Raw genomic sequence first — 17,868 nt, 5'->3', positions numbered from 1 at the left:
GCCATGGCCGAACAGGAAGAGGTCCAGGTCGACGAGCTGTGCTCCTACGCGGTCGACGTGTGGGTGCGCGATCCGGCGATCCTGGTGGACGAGACCGCGCTGGTGGAACTGCTGCGCTCGGCGGCCACCGCCGGCAACGCGACCATCCTCGGCGAGACCGGGCACGTCTTCCCCAACGGCGCGGTGACCGCGGTGCTGGTGCTGTCCCAGTCCCACCTGAGCATCCACACCTGGCCGGAGTTCAGCCTGGCCAACATCGACCTGCTCGCCTACGGCAGGCTCAACGCCGAACTCATGCTGGAAAAGATCGAAAAGGGCCTCAACCCGACCCGCATCAACGTGGCGCGCCTGCTCCGCGCGGTCCGCTAGGAATCAGGCAGGCGGCAGGTACCTCGGCGCCAGGAACTCCTCGATCGGCCGCGGCCCCACGTACTGCCGGCACGGGCACTGCGCATAGGTGGTGCCGACATAGGTGCCGTCCTTGCCGTAGGAGTCCTTCCGCTGCACCTCGGCGTGGCAGCTGCCGTTCTCCGGATCGTGCATGGCCATGGAGTGGCCGCAGCCGCAGTCGGCGGTGAGCGGCTTCGGCTGGCGCTTGCGCCGGGTCAGCAGCCCGGCGACGTAGCCGAACAGCAGTAGTCCCCCACCGACGGCGAGCGAGATCGGATCCATCGGACGACCACCCCGATCGCAACGGTTTCCCAGACCGGCCCATGTTACCGGCCGTGAATGGTGGGAACGGTCGACACGGGGTATTCCCAGGAGATGACCCAGCCGACGCCTCCGCCACCGCCGCCGCTGCAGCCCGAACCGCAGCCGGTCCCGCCCATGCCGGTGCCGGACCCCGTGCCGCCCCAGCCGAACCCCGGCCCCGTGCCGTCAAAGCCGGAACCCGGTACGCCCCAACCACTTCCGGACCCGGACCCGGGGCACCCCCTGCCCACCCCGCCCATCCCGCCGCCGGAGCCCGGCATCAGTCAGGCGTGAACCCCGGGTGGTCGCTGAGTGCCGTCACCTGGTCCGCGTCCAGTGGCACCCGCCCCAGCCTCGGCCCGCCCCGCCAGAACCGCGACGGCCGCTCGTCGGCCCCGTCCAGCGAGCGCACCGTCAGCGCCAGCTTCTGGTCGGGCCGGAACCGCTCGGCCGTGATGGCCCGCCGTTCCGCGTCCCCGCTGCGGTCGGCCATGGACACGGTGTCGCCGTTGGGGCGCGGCAGGATGCGGCAGTGTTGCCGGTCGGGTTTGAGGCAGCCGGGTTCGCCTGAGGTGATCGGCGGGCTGTCGAAGGTGACCAGGATGGTGCCGTAGCCGGTGCCGTCGGTGACCAGGGCGCCGATCTCGTAGTGGCGGGCGGACAGGGCGGGCTCGACCGCGGAGTTCGTCCGCACCACGCGCAGGCCGGGTGGCAGGGCTCGGCGCAGCTCCTCTTCCAGGCGGGGTGAGCGCTGCGGGGTGGCGTTGGGGACGTCTTCCAGGTTGTCCGGGCGCGGCACCGGTGACTTGCCGACCTGGTCGATGGCCGCCGCCAAAGGTGCGGGGGCTGGCGGCCGTGGCGGCGGGCCGGTGCAGGCGGCCACCGACAGCAGCACCGCCGCGACTCCGGCGCGCAGCAGCGGTTGCCGTGCGGTCAGTTCCGCAATTCTCATACGCCCCAGTCTCTCCCGGCGACCGAGCACGTCGGCCCGACAGCCCTCTCCCGGCGATTTTCGCTTTTCTTGTCCCACTCTATCAATTTCGATCAACACTGAAATCATAGTGCACAACAACGCGCAGGTGCTGGCAGTATCGAGCGGTCACATTCCTTGGGGGAAGGTCGTTTCGACATGGCTGATCTTGACGGGCGGATCGTGGTGGTCACCGGAGCCAGCGCCGGGGTCGGGGCGGCCGGGGCGCGGCAGCTCAGCAAGCTCGGGGCCACCGTCGCGGTGGTCGGGCGGTCGCCGGAGAAGACCGCGGCGGTGGCGGAAGAGGTTGGCGGGCAACCGTTCGTGGCCGACTTCAGCAGGCTGGCGGAGGTCCGGCGACTGGCCGGGGAACTGCTGGCGCGCTATCCGGTGATCGACGTGCTGGCCAACAACGCGGGCCGCCAGGTCAGCAGGCGCACCCTCAGCGCGGACGGCCACGAGCTGACCTTCCAGACCAACTACCTCGCCCCGTTCCTGCTCACCCACCTGCTCGCGCCCGCGCTGGGCGGCGCGCGGGTGATCTCCACCGCCAGCGCGGCGCACTCCTGGGCGCGGCTGGACCTCGACGACCTCGGCTCCGCGCGCGGCCGCTACCGCAGCACCCACGCCTACGCCTGCTCCAAGCTCGGCAACGTGCTCTTCACCCAGGAGCTGGCCCGGCGGGCCGCCAGCAGCGGGCTCACCGCCTCCTGTTTCCACCCCGGACTGGTCGCCAGCGAGTTCTTCCGCAACGACGGGGTGTTCGGGCTGTTCGGCAAGGTGATGATCAACTCGCCGCTGGGCAAGCGGCTGGCGGTCAGCCCGGACCAGGGGGCCGCGCCGCTGGTGCACCTGGCCACCGCGGAGGCGGAGTCGGTCAACGGCGCCTACTTCCACCTGATGCGCCGTCAGCCGCCCAAGGGCCGTCAGCCGCACGATCCGGCGTTCGGGCCGGAGCTGTGGCTGCGCACGCTGAAACTGCTCGAACTTGATCCGGTGTGGTGATAGCGTGCCCCGGCGACCCGTTCTGGGGCGAGACCCGGGCCTGGCGTTCGACCGGCCGAGGGAGCAGTTCACACACAGCTGACAGTGGCGCGCGCCGCTGTGGGGGAGCTTTGTCATGGACTTCGACGTAGTGGTGGTCGGCGGCGGCACGGCGGGGCTGACCGCGGCGATGATGCTGGCCAGGGCCCGCCGCCGGGTGCTGGTGCTGGACGCGGGCGAGCCGCGCAACGCGCCCTCGGCGCACCTGCACGGCTTTCTGGGCCAGGACGGCACCCCGCCCGCCGAACTGCTCGCCACCGGCCGGGCCGAGGTGACCAGGTACGGCGGCGAACTGCGCGCCGAGCGGGTGCAGGCGATCGAGCCTGTCGAGGGCGGGTTCCTCGTTCGACTGTCCACAGAGGACTTGACCAGCCGGAACGTGGTGGTGGCCACCGGGTTGCGCGATGAGCTGCCGGAGATCGGCGGCCTGCGCGAGCGCTGGGGCCGGGATGTGCTGCACTGCCCGTACTGCCACGGTCACGAGGTGAGGGACTCCCCGATCGCCGTGCTGGGCGGGGACAACCGGCCGTTCACCCTGCACCAGGCCGTGCTGCTCCGGCAGTTCTCGGCCGACGTGGTCTTCTTCCCGCACCGGATCACCCTGACCGAGCCGGAGCGGGAACGCCTGTCCGCCAGGGGAATCCGGGTCGTCGAGGGCGAGGTCGCCAGGGTGCGGACCGAGGAGGACCGGCTCAGCGCGGTGGAACTTGCCGACGGCCGGGTGGAGCCGCGCCGCGCGGTGTTCGTCGGACCGCGGTTCCTGCCACGGGACGAGCTGCTCACCAAGCTGGGCTGCCGGGTCGGCGACAACGGCTGGGTCAGCGTGGACGGCGCGGGCCGGACCAGCGTGCCAGGGGTGTGGGCGGCCGGGAACGTGGTGAGCGAGAGCGCGCAGGCGATCCAGGCCGCCGCGGCCGGGTCGGTGACCGCGATCGCGATCAACCACCACCTGCTGGCCGAGGACATCGAGCGAGAGCTGGCCGTGCTGCGCGGCTAGGGTGTGTCCGCCGGGTCACGTCTGCGAGAGTCGTGATCGGTTTGGCCACTGGCGGCGCGGCCGGGACGCCCTCATACCGGGCGTATCCGGGTGTTCCGGCCGCGCCGCCAGCGGCCAAACCGGCGCGGCTATCGCGGGCGTGACCCGGCGGACACACCCTGGTCCAGGCCGAGTTGCCTGCGCCCCAACGGGTTCAGCTCGGCCAGTCCCGGTCGGCCGGTCCAGGTGGTCTCGTAGTCCTCCGCGGCGAAGTCGGCGGGGCTGGCCCCGGTCAGGAAGGCCTGGCCGCAGCGGGCGGCGTACTCGGCGTTCTTCGGGCAGTGCGGGCTGGCCGGGATGTACATGACGTTGGCCCAGCCCCGCTGGCCGGTCACCGGGCCGACGGAGTGGATCAGGTCGCCGTGCCACCACACCGTGTCGCCCGGCTCGACCGCCGGGATCGGGGTCAGCGCGGGCAGCAGCAGGCTGTGCCAGCGTTCGCTGATCGGCAGGGCCTGGCCGTTGGCCGCGCCGCACAGGTCGTCCTCGGCCACGTCCTCCTGCAGGGCGCGCAGCAGCAGATAGGCCATGGCCGACGGGATCGGCACCACGTGCAGCACGCCTTCGGCCGGGGCCATGTCGGAGAGCGCGGTCCAGCCCTGGAAGGTGCGGAAGGCCGAGCACATCACGGTGGAGGGGTACTCGTGCACCTCGGTCCGGTAGGCGCCGTCCCACGGGTCGTAGCGCAGCGGGTCGGCGCTGAAGACATGCCGGAACACCTGCTGGTAGGCCGGCAGCAGCCAGCGTTCCACCGAGCCGGAGTCGGTGTGCGGGGACAGGCCCGCGGAGCTCGCGCCGGGCGCGCGGCGGCGGACCCGGTCGGGGTAGGCGGTGTCGCGGGCCGGGTCGAACCAGACCCGGCCCTCGGACTCGTGTCGCCAGAAGCCGTTGAGGAAGGTGCGCACCGCGGCCAGGTCCGGGTCCGAGCGCGCCGCCAGCTGTGGGCCGGACCAGTAGATCGGGAAGATCGACGGCTTGCCCGCGGCCAGGCCGCCGAAGACGCCGTCGTCCAGATAGCGGTAGCTGCCCTCGAAGTCGTTGCGCGCCAGGTAGTCCACCAGCTCGGCGTCCCAGGACTCGGCGCGCTCGCGCGGGAAGGTGCCGCGGATGACCGCGCAGCCGCGGCGGCGGATCGCCGCGCGCTGGGCTTCGGTGACCCGGTCCAGCTCGGCGAGCTCCAGCACCGGCCAGACCTGCTCGCCGCGTTCGCGCTGAGCGACCACGGCCGCGACCTCCTCCCGCATCCGGGCTTCGACCTGGGCGAATGCGCCGCGGACGTCGCCGATGCGGGCGCGCAGCTCGGTCTTGGCCGCGCGGATGGCGGCCGGGAAGTCAGCGGGTGCGATACTTGATCCCATTTGGTAACCTCACCTAACTAGATGCTGGTGGCAGGCTAGGCCGGTGACCCGAGACAGCGCAAGAGCTCTCCCGCAGTCGGTGCTCCGCACGGGCACCGACGCGCGACTGCTCGCCGAGGTGATCAGCCGCGGCCGGGTGACCAGGGCGGAGCTGGCCGCGGTCACCGGGATCTCCAAGCCGACGGTGTCGGAGTCGGTGCGCCGCCTCGTCGACTCCGGCTTGCTGGATGCCACCGGGCTGGCCGAGACCGGGCGGCGCGGCCGGGTCGGCACCTTCTACGAGCTGGGCGTGGCCGCGGGCTGGGTGCTCGCGGTGGTGCTGGACCAGTCCGGAGTCCGGGCCCAGTCAGCGGATCTGGCCGGCGAAGTCCGGCGGGAGCACCTGCGGCCGCCGGGGAAACCGGGTGACAGCAAGGCTTTGGCCGCCGCACTGCGCGAGGTGGTCCAGGAGGCGCAGGCGGCGCAACGGCGTGGGCCGCTGCGGGCGGTGGGGGTTTCGGTGGCCAACCCGGTCGCGCCCGCCTCGCGCGCGGTGGTCGCGCTGCCCGGTTCGCCGTTCCCGGAGGGCCTGGTCAGCCCCGCGGAGGTGCTGGCCGAGGTGACCGGCGCGCCGGTGCTGGTGGACAACGACGTGAACCTGGCCGCGCTGGCCGAACACCGCGGTGGCGGCGCGGTCGGCGCGGAGAGCTTCGCCTACGTCTACGTCGGCGCGGGCCTGGGCGTCGGATTGTGCTTGGGAGACACGCTGATCCGCGGCGCGCACGGGCTGGCCGGGGAGATCGGCTACCTGCCGGGCGTGGGCGAGGGCACCCTGGCCGCCGAACTCGCGGACGCCGGGTTCGGCCGCGGTGACGTGGACGCGGTGCTGGAGTTGTTGTCCGGCAAGGACAACGCGGCCCGGCGCAAGGCGATCGGCACACTTAGCGCCGCGATCGCCCGCGCGGTGGCCTCGGTGACCGCGGTGGTCGATCCGGGCCTGGTGCTGCTGGGCGGCCCGGTGGGCACCCATCCCGCGCTGCTCGAACCGGTGCGCGCGGCGGTGGCCCAGCGCTCCCCCGCGCCGGTCCGGCTCAGCCACGGCACGCTCGGCACGGCCGCTCCCGCGCACGGGGCCTTGCGACTGGCACTGGAACACGCCAGGTCAGCGGCGGTGCGCCCGGCTCACTGACCCCGGCGGTCCAGGTACAGCGCGAGGCCGTCGAGCAGGCGTTCCAGCCCGAACTCGAACTCCTCCTGCACGTAGACCTCCTCGCCCAGCTCCTCGGTGATCGCGAGCAGCCGGGGACAGCCCTCGGCCGCGCTGACCCGCTCCCGCCACCAGCCGGTGGTGGCCTTGGTGTCGGGCACCGCGTCCCCGCCCAGCCACACCATGGCCAGCCCGTGACCGTGGCTGGTGACCACGCCGAGCAGGTACAGCCGCTCCCGCGCGGACAGGCCGAGGCCGTCGAAGCTGGCCAGCGCCCACTCCATGTTGGCCATCAGGTTGGGGCCCAGCGGCGGCCGGGCGGTGGCCGTCGCGGCCAGCATCCACGGGTGCGCGAAGAAGGACCGCCAGTCCTGCCGGGCCACCGCGGCCAGCGACTCCCGCCAGTGCCCCGGTCGCGGCTCCGGGTAGGCGTACTCCCCCGCCACCCGGTCGATCATCAGCTCGACCAGCTTCTCCCGGTTGGCCACGTGCCGGTACAGCGCCATGCCGGAGGCGCCGAGGCGCTGGCCGACCCCGCGCATGGTCACCGCGTCCAGGCCGCCCTCATCGGCCAGCTCGATCGCGGTGGACACGATCAGCTCCTGACTCAGGCCGGGTCGCCGGGTCGCCGTCTCGCGCATGCTCCTCCACTCGGTTGCCTCAGTCGCGGTTCGAAGTATACGTTGTAAGCGTCCACGATGTTTACGACGTAAACCTGGGGGAGCTCCCATGCGCTGGCTTGGCCTCGCGGTACTGGCCCTGCCCACGATCCTGGTGTCCATGGACCTGTCGGTGCTCTTCTACGCGGTGCCCGCGCTCAGCGCCGAGCTCCGCCCGAGCAGCGGCCAGCTCCTGTGGATCCTGGACCTCTACGGCTTCGTGCTGGCCGGACTGCTGATCACCATGGGCACCCTCGGCGACCGCTTCGGCAGGCGGCGGGTGCTGCTGGCCGGCGCCGCGCTCTTCGGCGCGGCCTCGGTGCTGGCCGCCTACGCGCCGAGCACCGAGCTGCTGATCGCCGCGCGGGCGCTGCTCGGCGTGGCCGGGGCGACGCTGGCGCCGTCCACGCTCTCGCTGATCCGCACCATGTTCACCGACGCCAGGGAACGCCAGATCGCGGTCAGCGTGTGGACCATGGGCTTCGCCGGCGGCACCATGGTCGGCCCGGTGATCGGCGGGCTGATGCTGGAGCACTTCTGGTGGGGCTCGGTGTTCCTGCTCAACGTGCCGGTGATGCTGGTGCTGCTGGTGCTCGGCCCGGTGCTGCTGCCGGAGGCGCGCAACCCGGAGGCCGGCCGGTTCGACCTGTTCGGCGCGCTGCTGTCGCTGGCGGCCATCCTGCCGGTGATCTACGGCATCAAGAAGATCGCCGTAGACGGCCTGGCGTGGGCGCACGTCGGGGCGATCGTGGCCGGGCTGGCGGTCGGCTGGCTGTTCGTGCGGCGGCAGCTGCGCGCCACTGACCCGATGATCGACGTGCGGCTGTTCCGGCACGCCAGGTTCAGCGGTTCGATCGTCGCCTGCACCATCACCTACCTGGTGCTCGGCGGTATCGGCCTGTTCGTCTCCCAGTACCTGCAACTGATCCTGGGCTACAGCCCGTTCGAATCCGCGCTGTGGTCGCTGCCCGGCATGGCTGGGATGCTGGCCGGGGTCAGCCTGGCCACCGCGATCGCGGGCACCGTCCGCCCGGCCTACCTGGTCGCCGCCGGACTGACCGTCGGCTCCGTGGGCTTCCTGCTCTTCGCCCAGGTCAGCGCGGAGCGCGGGGTGCTGTGGGTGCTGGCTTCCCAGGTGGTGATGGGCGCGGGCATCGGCGCGGTCGCGGCCATCGCCACCAACCTGGTGCTGGCCACCGCCCCGCCTGAGCGGGCGGGCGCGGCGGCCGCCCTGTCCGAGACCGCCAACGAGTTCGGCGGCGCGGCCGGTATCGCCCTGCTGGGCAGCCTGGGCGCGGTGATCTACCGGGCCGGACTCTTCGGCTCGCCGCCGGCCGGGCTGACCGGCGAGCAGCTGGCCATCGCCGGGGACACCCTGGCCGCGGCTGTGCGGCTCAGCGGCGAGCTGGGCGGTGCGCTCGGCGCCGCGCTGCTGGCCACGGCCAAGGAGTCCTTCGTCAGCGGGCTGCACTGGGTGGCCTGGATCGGCGTGGCCGGATGCCTGGTGCTGGCCGGGTTCGTGCTGGTGGTGCTGCGTTCGGTGCGCCCGATGACGGAGGCGCACTCGTGACTCAGCTCCAGCGGAACAGCCGGACCGACAGCGCGGTCAGCAGCACCCCCAGCGCGGCCAGCACCACCAGGTGGAAGACCGAGAACCCGGCCCCCGACCAGGCGTCCCGCATCGCCCGCAGCATCGCGCCGAAGGGGGTGAACTCGCCGATCGCGGCCAGCCACCCCGGCAGCCGTTCCGCGGGCAGGAACCCACCACCGGCGGCGAAGGTGGCGAAGAAGGCCACCAGTCCGATGCCGACCACCGCGTTCGCCGACGGCACCACCGCGGCCAGCAGCACGCCGAGCGCGTAGTTGGCGAAAACCCCCAGCAGCAAAGCCATCCCGGCGGCCAGCGGCGCGGCCGGGGCGCGCAGGTCGAAGGCCAGCGCGGCCACGGTCAGCGCCAGGGTGATGCCGAAGGCGGACAGGGCCAGGTTGACCAGGACCTGGGCGCCGAGCAGCACCACCGGGCTGACCGGGGTGGCCGACATCCGGCGCAGCACCCCGGTGGTGCGGTAGGCCACCAGCACCGCGGGCACGTTCACCAGCCCGGTGGTGGCCACGATCATGCCCAGCGCCACCGGGGTGGCCAGGGTGTCGAAGGCGCGGATCGCGCCCGGCGGGGTGAGGGCCTTGGCGCCCATGCCGTTCATCACCATGATCAGCAACGGCAGGGCGACCGGCAGGACCAGGCCGCCCGGATCGCGCCAGAGCAGCCGGGCCTCGCTGAGGACCAGGGCGCGCCAGCCGGTGGTGCGGGGTAACGCGGTCAGGGTGGTCATGCCTCTGCCTCCACTGCCTCGGGGAGCTCGCCGGTGCGGTCCAGGAAGACCTCTTCCAGGGGCACGTCCGGCACGCCTCGGCTGCGGGCGAGTTCGGCGCGCAGGCTGGCCGGGGTGTCCAGGGCCGCGACCCGGCCCCGGTGGAAGATGGCCAGCCGGTCGCACAGCCGGTCGGCCTCGTCCATGAAGTGGGTGACCAGCACGACGGTCACCCCGGTGCCGCGGATCTTCTCGATCAGCGCCCAGGCGCGCCGCCGGGCCGCCGGGTCCAGGCCGGTGGTCAGCTCGTCGAGCACCACGATCCGCGGCGCGCCGATCAGCGCCAGCGCGATGGACAGCCGCTGCCGCTGCCCGCCGGAGAGCGCCTCGAAGGCGGTGTCCCGCTTGGCTTCCAGGCCCAGCTCGGCCAGCAGCTCGTCCGGATCGGCGCCCTCGGCGTAGAAGGCGCGGAACAGCCGCAGCGCCTCGCCGACCCGGATCTTCTCCGGCAGCATGCTGTCCTGTAGCTGGGAGCCGACCACCTGCCGCAGCCGGGCCCGGTCCCGCCACGGGTCCAGTCCGAGCACCCGCACCCGCCCGCCGTCCGGGCGGCGCAAGCCTTCCACGCATTCCACGGTGGTGGTCTTGCCGGCGCCGTTCAGTCCGGCGATGCCGAAGATCTCCCCCTCCTCGATCCGGAACCCGATGTCCCGCACCGCGACCGTGTCCCGGTACCGCTTGTGCAGGTTCTCCACCTCGATGACGGCCATACTCCCCCAATCTCCTCTGTGGATAGTCCTAAGTGGTCACTGGTCTGATGTCGGCACCGCGCAGCAGCAACCAGGTCCCGGCCAGCACCAGCGCGATCAGCGCCAGGCACACCGGCGCGCCCACCGCCAGCGACCCAGGGCCGAGCTGGACGAACTTGCCGAGGAACACCCCGGCCCCAGTTCCGGTGAGCACGTTGGCCGCGCCGACCGCCACCGCGGCCACCGGCAGCAACAGCACCCCGAGCAGGTGGTTGCGGTACGTGGCGGCGGCGAGCAGGGCGCCGATCGCGCTGACCGCGCCGAAGTTGAGCAGCTGGACCAGCAGCACCAGCGGCACCTCGGTGGCGGAGCGGAAGTGCCGTTCCGCGGCAAGCGAATGCGGCCAGTCGGCCAGCGCGTACACCCCGGCCTCGGCCAGGTAGCCGATCGCGGTCAGCACCGCCATCAGCACCGCCAGCACCCCGACGAAGCCGAGCACCCGCGCCGCGTACTCGCGCCGGGTGATCCCGTGCGCCACGTACACCGGCAGGTACTTGTAGGTCATCCACGCGGTGAAGCCGAAGGCGAACCACATGGTCACCTGCACCGCGTTGTCCCACACGCTCTCGGTGACCGTGCCGAAGACCGCGATCGCGGTCAGCACCAGGCCGATCACCACCGCGAAGGCCAGCCACAGCAGCGCCACGAAGGCGAAGATCCCCGGCAGGGGGAACCGGGTCAGCCGATACCCGCTCATGCCCGCTCCTCCGCTCCGGTGAGGTGGATGATGAGCTCCTGCAAGGACAACGGCCCCACCTCGACCCCGGCCACCGCGGCCGCGGCCCGCCGGTCGGCGTCCAGCTCCCCGTACACCACGGCCTGCAAGGTCCGGCCCAGCCGCCGTTCGCCGATGACCTCAAGCCCGACCACGACCTGGGCCACCGCGTCCTCGTCTCCGGTCACCGACACCCCGCGCGCCCGCAGGTCCTCGGCCTCCTCGAAGGCGGCCAGCCTGCCGTTGTCCAGCAGCAGCACCCGTTCCAGCAGCGGCGCGACCTCGTCGATGAGGTGGCTGGCCAGCAGGAAGGTGCGCGGGTGCGCGATGTGGTCGGCGAGCAGCTCGTCGTAGAAGGTCATCCGCGCGGGCGCGTCCATGCCGAGGTAGGTCTCGTCGAAGATGGTCAGCGGCGCCCGGCTGGCCAGTCCCAGCACCACGCCCAGCGCCGACCGCCGTCCCCTGGACAGCTCACTCAGCCGCTGCTTCAGCCCGATGCTGAACTTGGCCAGCAACTCCTCCGCGTACTCCTGGTCCCAGTCCTGGCGCAGCTCCGCGGCCAGGTCCAGCGCACCGCCCACCCGGTCATCGCTCTCCACGGTGTCCCCGGCCTCGCGGATCAGGCAGATCCGCCTGGTGTTGCGCGGGTTCTCGAACACCGGCTCCCCGTCCAGCAGCACGGTCCCCTCGCTGGGCCGCCGGAACGCGGCCAGCACGGAGAGCAGGCTGGTCTTGCCGGAGCCGTTGCGGCCCAGCACCCCGCAGATGCCCGGCCCGGTCAGCCGGAACCCGATGTCCCGCAACGCGGTGGTCGCGCCGTAGCGCAAGCCGAGCCCCTGCACCTCCACCGTGAGCGTCATGCCCCCTCCTCCTCGGTCAGCTCCCGGATCCGCCGCACGATCTGCTCGGCCGGGATCCCGATCGCCTTGGCCTGCGCGACCATCGGGTCCACCACGTCGGCGAAGAAGCGCTCCCCCCGCCGGGCCCGCAACAGCTCGCGGGCATCCGGACTGACGAACATCCCCAGACCTCGCTTCTTGTAGAGCACACCCCGTTCGACCAGCTGCTGGAACGCCTTGGCCGCCGTCGCCGGGTTGATCCGGTAGAAGGCCGCGTACTGGTTGGTCGACATGACCTGCTCGTCCGCGGCCAGCACCCCGCTGAGCACGTCCGCCTCGATCCGCTCGGCGATCTGCCGGTAGATCGGACTGCCGTCGTTGAACATCCGGACTCCGGTCCTGTGGTTCGTTACTCCACTAATGAACCATAGGACGCGCGTTCGGGCAAGCGCCGGGGTCTAGTCCCCAAAAGAGTGACCGCTGATGCGGTAGGAGAGGTGGTTTTCCCGGCCGAACGGGAACGCAGGACGGGTGGTACCGACCGATCAGGAAGGCACATCGCCATGAGCTTCATGGACAAGGCCAAGGACATGCTCGGCCAGCACTCCGACAAGGCCAAGGACGGCGTGCAGAAGGCCGGCGACATGCTCGACGAGCGCACCGGCGGCAAGCACTCGGACAAGGTGGACAAGGCCCAGGAGAAGGCGGGCGAGTTCCTCGACCGCAACCAGGAGCAGCGCGGCTGACCTGGCTTCGCGCGCGCCACGGCGCCGATCCGCGACTACCGCGGGTCGGCGCCGGCGCGCGTCAGGGGGTCAGCCGACCCGCAGGCCGGTGCCGTCCCAGGTCACGCCGGTCAGGTCGGGGACCGCGCTGTGCGCCAGGTCCAGGTGCTCCTCTTTGCCCACGCCGAGCACGTGCCCGGCGCCGGCGGCCAGCCCGGCCCGGATGCCCGCGGCGCTGTCCTCCACCACCACGCACTCCCCAATCGGCACGCCCAGCCGCTCAGCGGCGAGCAGGTAGCCCTCCGGGTCCGGCTTGCCCGCGCCGACCAGCTCGGCGGTCACCACCACCGAGGGCAGCGGCAGCCCGGCCGCGGCCAGCCGGGCGCGCAGCAGCGGCAGGGTGGCCGAGGTGACCACCGCCCAGTTCGCCGGCAGGCTCGCCAGCAGGGCCGGGATGCCGGCGATCGGCACCGTGCCCTCGGCACCGTTGACCTCGATCTCCTCGATCCGCGCGTTGCCCGCTGCCCGCTGATCCTCAGGCAGGTACTTGGCCACGGTGTCCTGGGAGCGCACGCCGTGCATGCCGTCCAGTACCACCTCGGGGTCGAGGCCGTGCTCGATGGCCCACTGCCGCCAGGCGTCCTCGGCGGGGCCGGTGGAGTCGACGAGCACGCCGTCGCAGTCGAAGAGCACGGCCTGGCAGGGGATGTGGCGCGAGGTCATGATCCGCACGCTACCCGCGCTCAGGCCGCCCGCCGCCGGGTCGCGACCAGGCTCACCACCGCGGTCACCACCAGCACTCCGGCCACCACGCCCAGCGACAGCCAGTTGCTGATCTCGGGCACCCAGCCGACCGGTTCGCCGCCGTTGAGGAACGGCAGCTCGTTCTTCTTCAGCGCGTGGAAGATCAGCTTCACACCGATGAAGCCGAGGATGACCGCGAGGCCGTAGGAGAGGTAGATCAGCCGGTCCAGCAGGTGGCCGATCAGGAAGTACAGCTGGCGCAGGCCGAGCAGGGCGAAGGCGTTGGCGGCGAAGACCAGGTAGGTGTCCTGGGTGATGCCGTAGATGGCCGGGATGGAGTCCACCGCGAAGAGCAGGTCGGCCGAGCCGACCGCGACCATCACCACGAACATCGGGGTCAGCCACAGCTCCCCGTCGATGCGCACCAGCGACCGGCCGCCCACGTAGTCCTCGGTGACCCGGAACCGCTTGCGCAGCAACCGGACCAGCGCGCCCTCCTGGTACTCGTGGCTCTGCTCCCGCTGCCGGGCCAGCTGCACCGCGGTGAACACCAGGAACCCGCCGAAGATCCAGAACACCCAGCTGAACTGGTTGATCGCCGCGCCGCCGAGGAAGATCAGCGCGGCCCGCAGCACCAGCGCGATCACGATGCCGAACAGCAGCACCCGCTGCTGGTGCACCGCGGGCACCGCGAATGCCGACAGGATCACCACGAACACGAACAGGTTGTCCACGCTGAGCGAGTACTCGGTCAGGTAGCCGGTCACGAAGTCGACCCCTGGCCCGGCCCCGCCGAAGACCCACACCCCGGCCGCGAACACCACCGCCAGCCCGAAGTAGAAGACCAGCCACGCGGTCGCCTCACGCACCCCGACCGCGTGCGGGCGGCGCACGGCCAGGAACAGGTCCACCGCCAGCAGCAGGAGCAGGGCGGCGATGGTGGCGGCCCACAGCCAGCCGGGCACGGGCAACACCATGCTGATCCTCCCCCGCCGCGTCGGTCTCGATCTTATCCACAACACAGCTCACCACGGGCTTGATTTGCTGACTAAGGTCAGAGAATGGAACGTGGGCTGATCGAGGGGGTGCGGCGGTTCAACCGGACCGTCACCCAGCGGCTCGGCGCGCTGGACGAGGCCTACCTGTCCAGGGACCGGCCGCTCGGGCAGTGCCGGGTGCTGTGGGAGATCGGCGCGGACGGCCGCGAGGTGCGGCAGCTGCGGGCGCGGCTGGACCTGGACTCCGGGTACCTGAGCCGGATGCTGCGCGCGCTGACCGCCGAAGGCCTGGTCGAGGTCGGGCCGGACGGGGCGGACGGGCGGGTCCGGGTGGCCAGGCTGACCGCAGCCGGGCTGGCCGAGCGGGCCGAGCTGGACCGGTTGTCCGATGAGCTGGCTGCCTCGATGCTGACACCGCTCAACGGTGCCCAGCGGGACCGGCTGATCTCGGCGATGGCCGAGGTGGAGCGGTTGCTGGCGGCCTCGATGGTCGAGGTGGCGGTGGTGGACCCGTGGCAGCCCGCCGCACGGCACTGCCTTGCCGCCTACTTCGCGGAGCTGGCCTGGCGGTTCGACGGCGGGTTCGACCCGGCACGCAGCATCCCGGCCGAGGACGCGGAGCTGACCCCGCCGCACGGGCTGCTGCTGGTGGCCACGCTGCACGGGGAGCCGGTGGGCTGCGGCGCGCTGAAGCCGCACCCGCCGGAGTACGCGGAGATCAAACGCATGTGGGTCTCCCCGTCGGTCCGCGGTCTCGGCCTGGGGCGGCGGCTGCTGGCAGAGCTGGAGGCCAGGGCCCTCGCGCACGGGGCGCGGGCGGTGCGGCTGGAGACCAACCGGGCGCTGACCGAGGCGATCGGGCTGTACCGGGCGGCCGGTTACCGCGAGGTCCCGGCGTTCAACGAGGAGCCCTACGCCCACCACTGGTTCGAGAAAACCCTTGCTGGAAAAGGAAACCATGGACACTCATGAGCTGGTTCGCCGATTCGCCACACTGACCACCGCGCACCTGGCCGACGCCTGCGTGCGGGCCGGGGTCCCGGTGCGCTGCGCCCCCGCGCCGATGCTCCCGCTGTTCCCCGGCGCACGGGTGGCCGGCCGCGCGCTGCCCGCCCGGCACGTGGGCAGCGTGGACATCTTCCTGGAGGCCTACGAACGGGCCGAGCCCGGTGACGTGCTGGTGGTGGACAACGGCGGCCGCACCGACGAGGCCTGCGTCGGCGACCTGGCCGCACTGGAGGCACAGCTGGCCGGAGTCCAGGGCGTGGTGATCTGGGGCCTGCACCGGGACACCGCGGACCTGCGCGCGATCGGCCTGCCGCTGTTCAGCCAGGGCAGCCTGGCCACCGGCCCGCTGCGCCTGGACCCGCGCCCGGCCGACGCGCTGACCGCCGCCAGGGTCGGAGAGTGCACCGTGACCACCGCGGACCTGGTCTTCGGCGACGAGGACGGGGTGCTGTTCGCGCCGGCCGAGCGGGCCGGGGAACTGCTGGCGCTGGCCGAGGGCATCCGGGACACCGAGCGGCAGCAGGCCGAGCGGATCCGCGCCGGGGTGTCGCTGCGCGCCCAGGTCGGCTTCGACGGCTACCTGGCGGCGCGGCGGGACAACCCGGCGCTGACCTTCCGCGAGCACCTGCGCGCGGTGGGTGGCGCGATCGAGGAGTGAGGCTCAGCGCGCCTTCGCGGAGCTGATCTCCAGCGGCTCGCCCTGCTGGCAGGTGGAGACCAGGTCCGGCTTGACCACCCCGCGCACCTCGACCTCCGCGCCGGGCTTGACCACCGAGGGGTCCCCGCCGACCAGCAGGTACTGCTTGCCGCCGGACTCCATGACCAGGCAGTTCGCCTCCACCCCCGCGCTGACTTTGCCGTGCAATGTCAGCTCCCCCGGCTCGGAGGTCGGCGGCGGCGCGCTGGTCGCGGAGGCCGGGTTGCTGGTGGGCGCTGGGGTGCTGCCACCGGGTGCGGTCGGGTTGCCGCCACAGCCCGCGAGCAGCACCGCCAGCCCCACAACCGGCAGGATTCGTCTCGGCATACCACCGGTCTACCCCATCCGGGCCGCCCCTACCCGGTCTGTCCCTCCACCGCCAGCGGCACCGGCTCGGCGCGCACCAGCTCGGCGAGCGCGTCCAGCACCTGACCCGGGGCGCGCATCAGCTGGGGGTTGCGGTCGAGGCAGCGGATCTGGTCCTCGCTGAGCACGATGGACATGACACAGCCGCCGGTCTTGACGAACAGCACGGAGGACGTCCGGATCACCACCTCGTCCACCTCCTTCATCGCCTCGGCCAGCTTGGCTATCGCGCCGGCCTCCCGCTCGTCGTTCTCGGAGCGCGGGGTGGCGATGTACTTCAGCTCCGCGGCCCGCTCCAGCTTCCCGGCCAGCTCACCGAGCTTGTCGACGGCCTTGCTGTCCCCGCGCACCCGGAACCGCTGGAACCAGGACCCGCGCACCGGCGGCTCGGCCCCAGCGAACTCGAACCCGGCGACCTGGAGCAGCTCGGCCACCGCTTGGCACAGCTGCTCCCCGTTGTCGGAGGTGGTGTAGACGGTGACCTCGGTGGCCGGACCGCGGCTCAGGTCCTGGGCGCGGTCCCAGTTGAGCTTGGCGGCGGGGTAGTCGCCGAGTTCGGCGTGCACGGCGGCGATGCCTTCCAGGGCCGCCGCTTCCGGCGTGCGTTCGACCGGGTGGTCCAGGTCGGCGGCGCGGCGAGCCACTGCGTCATCGGCTCGCCCAGTAAGCCTCGGCGGCGGTGGTAGGTCGCCAGCGCCCAGGCCAGTCGCCAGGCCTCGGTGTGCAGATGGAGCGCGAGGTAGCGGTGCTGGGCGGCGAGCAGGTTGTGGTGCTCCTCGTCGAGCCAGGCGAGTGCGGCTTCCGCGCTGGTGAAAAGCGCGGTTCTTCTGCTTTCGCGCCGCGGTGATGGGCGGTGCGGGGCCAGTTCCTGGTCGGCCGCGAGAGCGTGGCGCAGGTAGTAGTCGGCCTCAGTCCGCTGGTCCAGCGACGGCAGGTGGCGACGGACCGCCGACGGGATCCGGAGCCGTCGGCCGTGCCGCTCCAGCAACCGCGCCCGCACCAGCTCCTCCATCCGGAGATCGGTGCTCGGGTCGCCAGTGAGTTCCCGGAACGTCTCCTCGCTGAGGTCGGTTCCGGGCAGGTGGGCGATCAGGTACAGCGCCTCCCGGCCTGCCTCGGTCAGCTCCTGCCATGCCTCCTCGACCGCGAAGGGCAGGCCGGTCGGCGGCAGCACCAGCGCGGCATCCAGCTCGGTCCGGCTGATGATCAGCGTGGTCAGGCCGGGCACACCGTCCAGCAGTTCGCGAACCGGAGCCGGGTCCTCGATCTCGTCCAGCACCAGCAGGATCCGCTGCCGCTCTGTCGTGCGCCGCAGCACCGCCAGTTGCGCGTCCAGCCCCTCGGGCACTGCCGCGTGGTCCACCCCGAGCTGGACGAGCAGCCGGCGCAGCGGCAGCCGGGCCGAGCGGAAGTAGAACCGGCCGTCGGGGAACCGGTGCGCGTGCCGCTCGGCCCAGTGCAGGACCAGGCTGGTCTTGCCGACGCCCACCGCGCCGCCGATCACCAGGGGCCGCGGACCGGCCAGCTCCGAGAGGGTGGCGAGTTCCGCGGTCCGGTTGACCATGGGGGCCGGCGGCGGCGGCAGGTTGCCGGGGGCCTGGGTGATCACGACCGAGCTGGTCACCATGCCGGCCTGGACCACCGGCCCGGCCAAACCGACAACCTCGTTCTCCGACATGGTGACCGAGGGTATCCGGTCAAGCACCGCG

22 protein-coding genes are annotated in these 17,868 nt (G+C 72.2%); 8 read left to right on the top strand and 14 right to left on the bottom strand.

The genetic code is table 11. From position 1 onward, the window contains the following. Positions 1 to 3 precede the first annotated feature (3 nt). The gene (locus ACWDY5_RS00935) at positions 4 to 369 is read left to right on the top strand and encodes an S-adenosylmethionine decarboxylase family protein (protein WP_252478600.1); all 366 of its coding nucleotides are present in this window, start codon (positions 4 to 6) and stop codon (positions 367 to 369) included. A 3-nt stretch (positions 370 to 372) separates the two neighbouring features. Here ACWDY5_RS00935 and ACWDY5_RS00930 read toward each other — a convergent pair whose 3' ends face one another. Further along, entirely contained in the window at positions 373 to 672 is a 300-nt protein-coding gene (locus tag ACWDY5_RS00930) for a hypothetical protein (RefSeq protein WP_449720302.1), read from the bottom strand. A gap of 301 nt (positions 673 to 973) precedes the next feature. After that, positions 974 to 1,645, bottom strand: coding sequence for a hypothetical protein (locus tag ACWDY5_RS00925; protein ID WP_449720301.1), 672 nt, complete (start codon positions 1,643 to 1,645; stop codon positions 974 to 976). Positions 1,646 to 1,822: 177 nt separating this feature from the next. On the opposite strand from ACWDY5_RS00925, the gene ACWDY5_RS00920 reads away from it, so the two are divergent. Both ACWDY5_RS00920 and ACWDY5_RS00915 read left to right on the top strand, forming a co-directional pair. Further along, positions 1,823 to 2,668: an SDR family NAD(P)-dependent oxidoreductase gene (locus tag ACWDY5_RS00920; protein ID WP_449720300.1), complete on the top strand. Its 846-nt coding sequence runs from the start codon at positions 1,823 to 1,825 to the stop codon at positions 2,666 to 2,668. Positions 2,669 to 2,783: 115 nt separating this feature from the next. Then, the gene (locus ACWDY5_RS00915) at positions 2,784 to 3,704 is read left to right on the top strand and encodes an NAD(P)/FAD-dependent oxidoreductase (protein ID WP_449720299.1); all 921 of its coding nucleotides are present in this window, start codon (positions 2,784 to 2,786) and stop codon (positions 3,702 to 3,704) included. 128 nt (positions 3,705 to 3,832) lie between these two features. Here ACWDY5_RS00915 and ACWDY5_RS00910 read toward each other — a convergent pair whose 3' ends face one another. After that, on the bottom strand, positions 3,833 to 5,101 hold the full coding sequence (locus ACWDY5_RS00910; RefSeq protein ID WP_449720298.1) for a YbiU family protein: 1,269 nt from the start codon (positions 5,099 to 5,101) through the stop codon (positions 3,833 to 3,835). A gap of 43 nt (positions 5,102 to 5,144) precedes the next feature. Here ACWDY5_RS00910 and ACWDY5_RS00905 point away from each other — a divergent pair, with 43 nt between their 5' ends. Further along, positions 5,145 to 6,269, top strand: coding sequence for an ROK family protein (locus tag ACWDY5_RS00905; protein ID WP_449720297.1), 1,125 nt, complete (start codon positions 5,145 to 5,147; stop codon positions 6,267 to 6,269). Here the strand turns inward: ACWDY5_RS00905 and ACWDY5_RS00900 are convergent. Next, a complete protein-coding gene (locus ACWDY5_RS00900) occupies positions 6,263 to 6,928 on the bottom strand; it encodes a TetR/AcrR family transcriptional regulator (RefSeq protein ID WP_449720296.1) in 666 nt (221 codons plus the stop codon). The two genes, ACWDY5_RS00905 and ACWDY5_RS00900, sit on opposite strands and share 7 nt — an antisense overlap. An 88-nt stretch (positions 6,929 to 7,016) precedes the next feature. Between ACWDY5_RS00900 and ACWDY5_RS00895 the strand changes: the two genes are divergently transcribed. Beyond that, positions 7,017 to 8,516 carry an MFS transporter gene (locus ACWDY5_RS00895; protein WP_449720295.1) on the top strand — a complete coding sequence of 500 codons (1,500 nt, stop codon included), beginning with the start codon at positions 7,017 to 7,019 and terminating at the stop codon, positions 8,514 to 8,516. A gap of 1 nt (position 8,517) precedes the next feature. On the opposite strand, the gene ACWDY5_RS00890 is transcribed toward ACWDY5_RS00895, so the two are convergent. The 5 genes from ACWDY5_RS00890 to ACWDY5_RS00870 are packed head-to-tail and all read right to left on the bottom strand — an operon-like array spanning position 8,518 to position 12,007. Then, positions 8,518 to 9,279: an ABC transporter permease gene (locus ACWDY5_RS00890; protein WP_449720294.1), complete on the bottom strand. Its 762-nt coding sequence runs from the start codon at positions 9,277 to 9,279 to the stop codon at positions 8,518 to 8,520. Then, a complete protein-coding gene (locus ACWDY5_RS00885; RefSeq protein WP_449720293.1) occupies positions 9,276 to 10,028 on the bottom strand; it encodes an ABC transporter ATP-binding protein in 753 nt (250 codons plus the stop codon). The genes ACWDY5_RS00890 and ACWDY5_RS00885 overlap by 4 nt, the downstream gene beginning before the upstream one ends. A gap of 28 nt (positions 10,029 to 10,056) precedes the next feature. Beyond that, entirely contained in the window at positions 10,057 to 10,764 is a 708-nt protein-coding gene (locus tag ACWDY5_RS00880; protein WP_449720292.1) for a hypothetical protein, read from the bottom strand. Further along, the gene (locus ACWDY5_RS00875) at positions 10,761 to 11,642 is read right to left on the bottom strand and encodes an ATP-binding cassette domain-containing protein (RefSeq protein ID WP_449720291.1); all 882 of its coding nucleotides are present in this window, start codon (positions 11,640 to 11,642) and stop codon (positions 10,761 to 10,763) included. The genes ACWDY5_RS00880 and ACWDY5_RS00875 overlap by 4 nt, the downstream gene beginning before the upstream one ends. Next, positions 11,639 to 12,007 carry a GntR family transcriptional regulator gene (locus ACWDY5_RS00870; RefSeq protein ID WP_283665661.1) on the bottom strand — a complete coding sequence of 123 codons (369 nt, stop codon included), beginning with the start codon at positions 12,005 to 12,007 and terminating at the stop codon, positions 11,639 to 11,641. Before ACWDY5_RS00870 ends, ACWDY5_RS00875 begins: the two co-directional genes overlap by 4 nt. 177 nt (positions 12,008 to 12,184) lie before the next feature. Here ACWDY5_RS00870 and ACWDY5_RS00865 point away from each other — a divergent pair, with 177 nt between their 5' ends. Next, a complete protein-coding gene (locus tag ACWDY5_RS00865; RefSeq protein WP_449720290.1) occupies positions 12,185 to 12,367 on the top strand; it encodes an antitoxin in 183 nt (60 codons plus the stop codon). Between the two features lie 69 nt (positions 12,368 to 12,436). Here the strand turns inward: ACWDY5_RS00865 and ACWDY5_RS00860 are convergent, their stop codons facing one another. Beyond that, entirely contained in the window at positions 12,437 to 13,069 is a 633-nt protein-coding gene (locus ACWDY5_RS00860) for an HAD-IA family hydrolase (RefSeq protein WP_449720289.1), read from the bottom strand. 20 nt (positions 13,070 to 13,089) lie between these two features. Further along, positions 13,090 to 14,067: a TerC/Alx family metal homeostasis membrane protein gene (locus ACWDY5_RS00855; RefSeq protein WP_449720288.1), complete on the bottom strand. Its 978-nt coding sequence runs from the start codon at positions 14,065 to 14,067 to the stop codon at positions 13,090 to 13,092. Between the two features lie 84 nt (positions 14,068 to 14,151). On the opposite strand from ACWDY5_RS00855, the gene ACWDY5_RS00850 reads away from it, so the two are divergent. Both ACWDY5_RS00850 and ACWDY5_RS00845 read left to right on the top strand, forming a co-directional pair. Next, positions 14,152 to 15,060, top strand: coding sequence for a bifunctional helix-turn-helix transcriptional regulator/GNAT family N-acetyltransferase (locus tag ACWDY5_RS00850; protein ID WP_449720287.1), 909 nt, complete (start codon positions 14,152 to 14,154; stop codon positions 15,058 to 15,060). After that, positions 15,047 to 15,754: an RraA family protein gene (locus tag ACWDY5_RS00845; RefSeq protein WP_449720286.1), complete on the top strand. Its 708-nt coding sequence runs from the start codon at positions 15,047 to 15,049 to the stop codon at positions 15,752 to 15,754. The genes ACWDY5_RS00850 and ACWDY5_RS00845 overlap by 14 nt, the downstream gene beginning before the upstream one ends. A gap of 3 nt (positions 15,755 to 15,757) precedes the next feature. On the opposite strand, the gene ACWDY5_RS00840 is transcribed toward ACWDY5_RS00845, so the two are convergent. The 3 genes from ACWDY5_RS00840 to ACWDY5_RS00830 are packed head-to-tail and all read right to left on the bottom strand — an operon-like array spanning position 15,758 to position 17,837. After that, positions 15,758 to 16,120, bottom strand: coding sequence for a hypothetical protein (locus ACWDY5_RS00840; protein WP_449720285.1), 363 nt, complete (start codon positions 16,118 to 16,120; stop codon positions 15,758 to 15,760). A gap of 29 nt (positions 16,121 to 16,149) precedes the next feature. Then, positions 16,150 to 16,725: a hypothetical protein gene (locus tag ACWDY5_RS00835; RefSeq protein ID WP_449720284.1), complete on the bottom strand. Its 576-nt coding sequence runs from the start codon at positions 16,723 to 16,725 to the stop codon at positions 16,150 to 16,152. After that, positions 16,662 to 17,837, bottom strand: a complete 1,176-nt coding sequence (locus tag ACWDY5_RS00830) for a hypothetical protein (RefSeq protein WP_449720283.1) — start codon at positions 17,835 to 17,837, stop codon at positions 16,662 to 16,664. Before ACWDY5_RS00830 ends, ACWDY5_RS00835 begins: the two co-directional genes overlap by 64 nt. Positions 17,838 to 17,868: the final 31 nt, after the last annotated feature.

The sequence above is a fragment of the Crossiella sp. NPDC003009 genome (assembly GCF_053591555.1).
This window is presented reverse-complemented; position numbering and strand designations above follow the sequence as displayed.

Bases quoted from the DNA above. Each gene is read 5' to 3' on its own strand.
- ACWDY5_RS00920 (WP_449720300.1), top strand. From the start codon at position 1,823: ATGGCTGATCTTGACGGGCGGATCGTGGTGGTCACCGGAGCCAGCGCC.
- ACWDY5_RS00845 (WP_449720286.1), top strand. From the start codon at position 15,047: ATGGACACTCATGAGCTGGTTCGCCGATTCGCCACACTGACCACCGCG.
- ACWDY5_RS00880 (WP_449720292.1), bottom strand. From the start codon at position 10,764: ATGAGCGGGTATCGGCTGACCCGGTTCCCCCTGCCGGGGATCTTCGCC.
- ACWDY5_RS00925 (WP_449720301.1), bottom strand. From the start codon at position 1,645: ATGAGAATTGCGGAACTGACCGCACGGCAACCGCTGCTGCGCGCCGGA.
- ACWDY5_RS00850 (WP_449720287.1), top strand. From the start codon at position 14,152: ATGGAACGTGGGCTGATCGAGGGGGTGCGGCGGTTCAACCGGACCGTC.
- ACWDY5_RS00885 (WP_449720293.1), bottom strand. From the start codon at position 10,028: ATGGCCGTCATCGAGGTGGAGAACCTGCACAAGCGGTACCGGGACACG.
- ACWDY5_RS00910 (WP_449720298.1), bottom strand. From the start codon at position 5,101: ATGGGATCAAGTATCGCACCCGCTGACTTCCCGGCCGCCATCCGCGCG.
- ACWDY5_RS00860 (WP_449720289.1), bottom strand. From the start codon at position 13,069: ATGACCTCGCGCCACATCCCCTGCCAGGCCGTGCTCTTCGACTGCGAC.
- ACWDY5_RS00865 (WP_449720290.1), top strand. From the start codon at position 12,185: ATGAGCTTCATGGACAAGGCCAAGGACATGCTCGGCCAGCACTCCGAC.
- ACWDY5_RS00915 (WP_449720299.1), top strand. From the start codon at position 2,784: ATGGACTTCGACGTAGTGGTGGTCGGCGGCGGCACGGCGGGGCTGACC.
- ACWDY5_RS00890 (WP_449720294.1), bottom strand. From the start codon at position 9,279: ATGACCACCCTGACCGCGTTACCCCGCACCACCGGCTGGCGCGCCCTG.
- ACWDY5_RS00895 (WP_449720295.1), top strand. From the start codon at position 7,017: ATGCGCTGGCTTGGCCTCGCGGTACTGGCCCTGCCCACGATCCTGGTG.
- ACWDY5_RS00930 (WP_449720302.1), bottom strand. From the start codon at position 672: ATGGATCCGATCTCGCTCGCCGTCGGTGGGGGACTACTGCTGTTCGGC.
- ACWDY5_RS00875 (WP_449720291.1), bottom strand. From the start codon at position 11,642: ATGACGCTCACGGTGGAGGTGCAGGGGCTCGGCTTGCGCTACGGCGCG.
- ACWDY5_RS00840 (WP_449720285.1), bottom strand. From the start codon at position 16,120: ATGCCGAGACGAATCCTGCCGGTTGTGGGGCTGGCGGTGCTGCTCGCG.
- ACWDY5_RS00935 (WP_252478600.1), top strand. From the start codon at position 4: ATGGCCGAACAGGAAGAGGTCCAGGTCGACGAGCTGTGCTCCTACGCG.
- ACWDY5_RS00870 (WP_283665661.1), bottom strand. From the start codon at position 12,007: ATGTTCAACGACGGCAGTCCGATCTACCGGCAGATCGCCGAGCGGATC.
- ACWDY5_RS00830 (WP_449720283.1), bottom strand. From the start codon at position 17,837: ATGTCGGAGAACGAGGTTGTCGGTTTGGCCGGGCCGGTGGTCCAGGCC.
- ACWDY5_RS00855 (WP_449720288.1), bottom strand. From the start codon at position 14,067: ATGGTGTTGCCCGTGCCCGGCTGGCTGTGGGCCGCCACCATCGCCGCC.
- ACWDY5_RS00900 (WP_449720296.1), bottom strand. From the start codon at position 6,928: ATGCGCGAGACGGCGACCCGGCGACCCGGCCTGAGTCAGGAGCTGATC.